We start from the raw sequence: 5,084 nt of genomic DNA on the forward strand, positions 1-5,084 counted from the left end.
GGTCCGGCAGGTCCTGCGCGGACGCCGCCGACCACGCGAGGAGCGGCAGCAGGGCCGCGAGGACCGCGCGTCTCACCAGCCCTCCCCGCTGACGGTGCTGTACACGTCGTACGCGGCACTGGTGGGCAGTTCGGCGGGCCGCGCGAGGTACACGGCGCCCGTGATCATCGCGGCCGACGCGAGGACCCCGGCGAGGACGGCGCGCGCGCCACGCCGCTGACGGGCCCGCGTGGCCTTCCAGCTGTGCAGGGCGCGTTCGGCGGCGGCCACGTCGACTTCGGTGACGGCGCGGGCGCGGGCGAAGAGGATGTCGAGGTCGTCGGACATGGTCAGGTCACACTCCCGAGGGCGTCACGCCCTCCTCCAGCAGCAGGGCGCGCAGGGCGGCGCGTCCCCGGTTGATGCGGGACTTCACGGTCCCGAGCTCCACCCCGGTGAGCTCGGCGATCTCGGCGTACTCCAGCCCCGAGAGCTCGCGCAGGGCGACCGCCTCGCGCTGCTCCCTCGGCAGGCGGCTCATGGCGCGCGCGAGGCGTTCGCGCAGGGCCGCCGTCTCGCCCGCGAGGGCCGGGTCCTGCGGGGCGACGGGTTCGGGCACCTCGCCCAGGAGCACCGTGGGGCGGGCGCGCAGCGCGCGGTAGCAGGCGTTGAGGACGATGCGGTGCAGCCACGTGGAGAACTGCGCGTCGCCCCGGAACGAGCGCAGGTTCCGGTGCACGCTCACGAGCACCTCCTGCACGACGTCGTCGGCGGCGCCGACGCCCACCATGCTCTGCGCGAGGGCCCGCACGCGCGGCAGGTGCCGCCGCGCGAGCGTCTCGAAGGCCGCGTCGTCCCTCACGGCGAGCGCGACGAGTTGCGGATCGGTCAGGTCGTCCAAGGGCCCCTCGATCCTAGGAGACACGGGGAGCGCGGAAAGTTCCAGGGCGCTCTAGCATGCCCGCATGGACGACGCGAACCCCTTCATTCCCGAGGCCCTCCGGAACGTGCTGCCCGCCGCGCGCTGGGAGAGCGTGAACGTCGGAGAGAGCGGCGACCGCGTGTACCGCTCCTCGCGGCACGTGCTCAAGGTCCGCCCGCGGGACGCGCGCCGCCTGCCGTCCGAGACGCTCTTCGCGGAGCGCGAGCGTCTGCGCTGGCTGCGCGGGCGCGTGCCCGTCCCGGGCGTGGCGGGCTACCACTCGGACGCGGAGGCGGAGTACCTCGCGATGGAGCGCGTGCGCGGCATCGACATGAGTCACCCGGACGCCGTGACGCACGCGCGGCGCAACACCGACCTCCTCGCGCGCGCCCTGCGCGAGCTGCACGCGCTGCCCGTCCGCGACTGCCCCTTCGACGCGAGCCTGCGCGTCCGCCTGCACGAGGCGAGGCTGCGCGCCGAGGCGGGCCTCATCGACGAGGACGACTTCGACGAGGCCCGCCTCGGCTGGACGGCGCGGGACGTCCTCGCGGAACTCGCCCGCACCCGGCCCGAGCGTGAGGACCTCGTCGTGACGCACGGCGACGCCTGCCTGCCGAACGTCATCGTGTCCGGGGAGTACGTGGAGGGCTTCGTGGACGTAGGCCGCCTGGGCGTCGCGGACCGGCACGTGGACCTCGCGCTCGCCACGCGCAGCCTGACCTTCAACTACGGCGCCGGGTACGCGGAGCTCTTCCTCGACACGTACGGGCGCGCCCTCGTGGACCCGGCCCGCATCGACTTCTACCGCCTGCTCGACGAGACGGTGTGAAGGCCCTTTGACGCGCGCTTCACGGGGCACGCGGGAGCGGGATGACACGATGACCGCATGGACGTCATCGTGGAGACCATCCCGGACGGCGCGCAGAACGAGCACGTCGTCGTCGAGAGCCCGCTGGACTGGCTGCCGCCGGGCAGCCGCATCCTCATCGAGCCGCCGCAGGTGGGCTACGACAACCGCATGCAGTTCGGCGAGCAGGAGCACTCCATCCGCAACGTGCGCGTCATCGACGGACACGACCCCGCGCGGACCCGCACGGCCTTCGAGGTCAGTGGCGGCCCCGAGATCGACGGTTCGACCGGGGTCCGCTCGGACGCCTGACACGCCCTCACCGCCCCGTTCTGATGCCCTTCTGACGCCCTTTTAAGGGCGTCTCAAATTCTTTTCAGGGCCCGTCACGTGAGCGCGCGTAGGCTGGGCCTCATGAAACGCCGGACACTCATCCTGGGCGCCGCGCTCGCGGCCGCCAGCGTCGGCGGAGCGCACGCCGGTCAGCTCGATCCCGACCTTGCGCGCAAGCTCCAGCAGAACCCGAACGGACAGTACGAGGTCATCGTGCGCTTCAAGCTGTCCCGCACCGAGAAGGGACGCTCCCTGTTCCAGAGCCTGCGCAAGCAGCTTCAGGACGTCGTGAAGAACCTCGGGCCGCTCTCGGGGCCCGTCAACCGCGAGCTGCAGCGCGGCCTGCGCGGCGGCGAGCTGTGGCTCGACCAGTCCATCGTCCTCACGACGAACGCCACGATCATCCGCGGCCTCGCGCTCCTCCCCACCGTGGACCGCGTCTTCGAGAACTTCAACGTGCGGCTCAACAAGCCCACGGCGCTCTCCACGGCGAGCGCGCCCGCCGGGACGCCCTGGCACCTCTCGAAGATCGGGGCGCCTCAGGCGCAGGCGGCGGGCTTCCGCGGCCAGAACGTCCGCGTGGGTCACCTGGATACCGGCATCGACCCCAACAACCCGGAGCTCGCCGGTCGTCTCGCGGCCTTCGCGGAGTTCGACGAGAACGGCAACAAGGTGAACTCCCAGCCGCACGACACGCAGCAGCACGGGACGCACACGGCGGGCCTCATCGCGGGCAAGACGGTGGGCGTCGCGCCCGACGCGAAGCTGATCTCGGCGCTGGTCCTCCCGAACGGTGAGGGCACCTTCGCTCAGGTCATCGCGGGCATGCAGTGGGTCATCGACCCGGACAACAACGCCTCCACCGACGACGGCGCGGACGTCGTGAGCATGTCGCTCGGTCTGCCCGGCACGTACGACGAGTTCGTCCAGCCGACACGCAACCTCATCGCGGCGGGCATCGTGCCGGTCTTCGCGATCGGCAACTTCGGCCCGAACGCGGGCAGCACCGCGTCGCCCGGCAACATTCCCGACGCGATCGGCGTGGGCGCCATCGACCAGAACAACAACGTCCCGTCCTTCTCCAGCCGGGGGCCCGTGAACTGGTCGGGCGCGATCAGCGGCTCGTTCGTGAAGCCGGACGTGGTCGCGCCGGGGCTGGAGATCACGTCGTCCTTCCCGGGCGGCGGGTACGGCGCGCTGAGCGGCACGTCTCAGGCCGCGCCGATCGTGGCGGGCGTGGTGGCGTCCATGCTGTCCGCGAAGCCCGGCACGGGCGTCGACGCGATCAAGAACGCCCTCTATTCCAGCGCCACGCGCCTCGGCGGCGGGGACAAGAACAACACGTCGGGCTACGGGCTCGTGAACCTGCCCGCCGCGATCGGCAAGCTCGGGGGGAACGTGGCGCAGCAGCCCGCGCCCCAGCCCCAGCCGCAACCCCAGCCGCAACCCCAGCCGCAACCCCAGCCGCAACCCCAGCCGCAGCCGGCGCCTGCTCCGCAGCCCGCGCAGAAGCCCGTGGGTCCGGACGGCTTCACCTTCTGCGCCAGGGAGGGCGAGAAGTGCGTCTTCAACTCCCCGAAGGAGGTGGCGTACGGCGCGAACGGCAAGTTCGCGTACTTCACCCGCAACGACACGGAGGAGTGCACCAACGCGCACTTCGGCACCGATCCGGTGCCCGGCGCGGCGAAGGCCTGCTTCATCCGTGACGCGAAGGCGCAGCAGCCCGCGCCCCAGCCCGCCCCGCAGCCTCAGCCGTCGCCCGCGCCGCAGCCCGCGAAGAAGCTCAGCGTGCTGCTCGTGGACGACGACATGGGCGAGGGTCCGGACGTGACGGCGTACCTGCGTGACGCGATCAAGGCGAACGCCGAGTCGGCCTTCCGCTGGGATACCAAGACCCAGGGCGCGGTCCCGCTGAGCGAGATGAAGAAGTTCGAGGTCGTCATCTGGGCGACCGGCGAGCAGTACGAGAAGACCATCACCGCGCAGGACCAGGACGTGCTGCGTCAGTTCCTGCAGGGCGGCGGGCGTCTCATCGTGACCGGGCAGGACGTCGGCTACGACATCGGCGCGGGTGACTTCTACCGCAGCGTCCTGAAGACGCAGTTCGTGGAGGACTCCTCTGGCACGGCGAACTTCTCGACGAGCGGCGCGCTCGGCGCGGGCGGCTACGCCCTCAACAAGCAGGGCAGCGCCGTGAACCAGTACTACCCGGACGTGATCGCGCCCCTCGGCGGCGCGACGCTGGCGGGCACCTGGGGCGGCACGGGCACGACCGCCGCGCAGATCACGGCGCAGTCCATCCGGACCGACAAGGACAAGGAGCGCGCGCAGGACAAGAAGACGCCTCCCGGTCAGGCGAAGAAGGGCGCGACGGTGCGCGCCCAGTCCGTGCAGGGCCCGGCGGGCGCGATCGTCCTCAACGACGCCGGCAACTACAAGACCATCACGATGGGCTTCGGTCTGGAAGGGCTCGACGCCGCGTCGCGCGGCAAGATCCTGCAGGCGGCGCTGACCTGGATCGGCAGGTAGAGCGCCCCTCGGGGCAGGGGAGGGACCGTCCGCTGGGCGGTCCCTCCCTTCTTTGCGGGGACGCGCGCAAGGTGTTGACAGACCGCTGACGATGATCTATTCTTGCTGAGCCTCGAAAGAGGTGGCGCACCGAAAGGCGCGCGGGCAGCATGAAAAGCAGGGTTGAAGAGTGTAGTGGGGCCCACCCGACAGGGTGGTGTGAGCGGTCACTCCCCCGAGTGACTCCAGACTCACGAAGATGCCTTCGGGCATCGAGAGGGACTTCCACGGAAGTCCACAGCCAAGCGCAAGCGAGGCATCAAACACATCAACATCTCCCTTTGGGGAGTGCTGAACCACTTATGGAGAGTTTGATCCTGGCTCAGGGTGAACGCTGGCGGCGTGCTTAAGACATGCAAGTCGAACGCACCTCTTCGGAGGTGAGTGGCGCACGGGTGAGTAACGCGTAACTGACGTACCTCGAAGTCCGGGATA

At 70.6% G+C, this 5,084-nt stretch carries 5 protein-coding genes; 3 read left to right on the top strand and 2 right to left on the bottom strand.

Annotation, left to right across the window (positions count from 1 at the left end):
- Window positions 1-72: 72 nt before the first annotated feature.
- Together DEIPI_RS0103935 and DEIPI_RS0103940 are read right to left on the bottom strand one after the other, a co-directional pair.
- Window positions 73-327, bottom strand: coding sequence for a hypothetical protein (locus DEIPI_RS0103935; RefSeq protein WP_027480924.1), 255 nt, complete (start codon window positions 325-327; stop codon window positions 73-75).
- 7 nt (window positions 328-334) lie between these two features.
- Entirely contained in the window at window positions 335-880 is a 546-nt protein-coding gene (locus DEIPI_RS0103940) for an RNA polymerase sigma factor (RefSeq protein WP_045233604.1), read from the bottom strand.
- A 64-nt stretch (window positions 881-944) separates the two neighbouring features.
- On the opposite strand from DEIPI_RS0103940, the gene DEIPI_RS0103945 reads away from it, so the two are divergent.
- From DEIPI_RS0103945 to DEIPI_RS0103955, 3 genes are all read left to right on the top strand, one after another.
- Window positions 945-1,730 carry an APH(3') family aminoglycoside O-phosphotransferase gene (locus DEIPI_RS0103945; protein ID WP_027480926.1) on the top strand — a complete coding sequence of 262 codons (786 nt, stop codon included), beginning with the start codon at window positions 945-947 and terminating at the stop codon, window positions 1,728-1,730.
- Window positions 1,731-1,787: 57 nt separating this feature from the next.
- Complete coding sequence (locus tag DEIPI_RS0103950) at window positions 1,788-2,060, top strand: hypothetical protein (RefSeq protein WP_027480927.1); 273 nt, start codon at window positions 1,788-1,790, stop codon at window positions 2,058-2,060.
- A 102-nt stretch (window positions 2,061-2,162) separates the two neighbouring features.
- A complete protein-coding gene (locus DEIPI_RS0103955; protein ID WP_027480928.1) occupies window positions 2,163-4,610 on the top strand; it encodes a S8 family peptidase in 2,448 nt (815 codons plus the stop codon).
- Window positions 4,611-5,084 lie beyond the last annotated feature (474 nt).

Source organism: Deinococcus pimensis DSM 21231 (assembly GCF_000519345.1).
GTDB classification, from domain to species: domain Bacteria; phylum Deinococcota; class Deinococci; order Deinococcales; family Deinococcaceae; genus Deinococcus_A; species Deinococcus_A pimensis.

Excerpts from the sequence above, each read along its gene's own strand:
- DEIPI_RS0103935 (WP_027480924.1), bottom strand. The coding sequence starts at position 327 with ATGTCCGACGACCTCGACATCCTCTTCGCCCGCGCCCGCGCCGTCACC.
- DEIPI_RS0103945 (WP_027480926.1), top strand. The coding sequence starts at position 945 with ATGGACGACGCGAACCCCTTCATTCCCGAGGCCCTCCGGAACGTGCTG.
- DEIPI_RS0103955 (WP_027480928.1), top strand. The coding sequence starts at position 2,163 with ATGAAACGCCGGACACTCATCCTGGGCGCCGCGCTCGCGGCCGCCAGC.
- DEIPI_RS0103950 (WP_027480927.1), top strand. The coding sequence starts at position 1,788 with ATGGACGTCATCGTGGAGACCATCCCGGACGGCGCGCAGAACGAGCAC.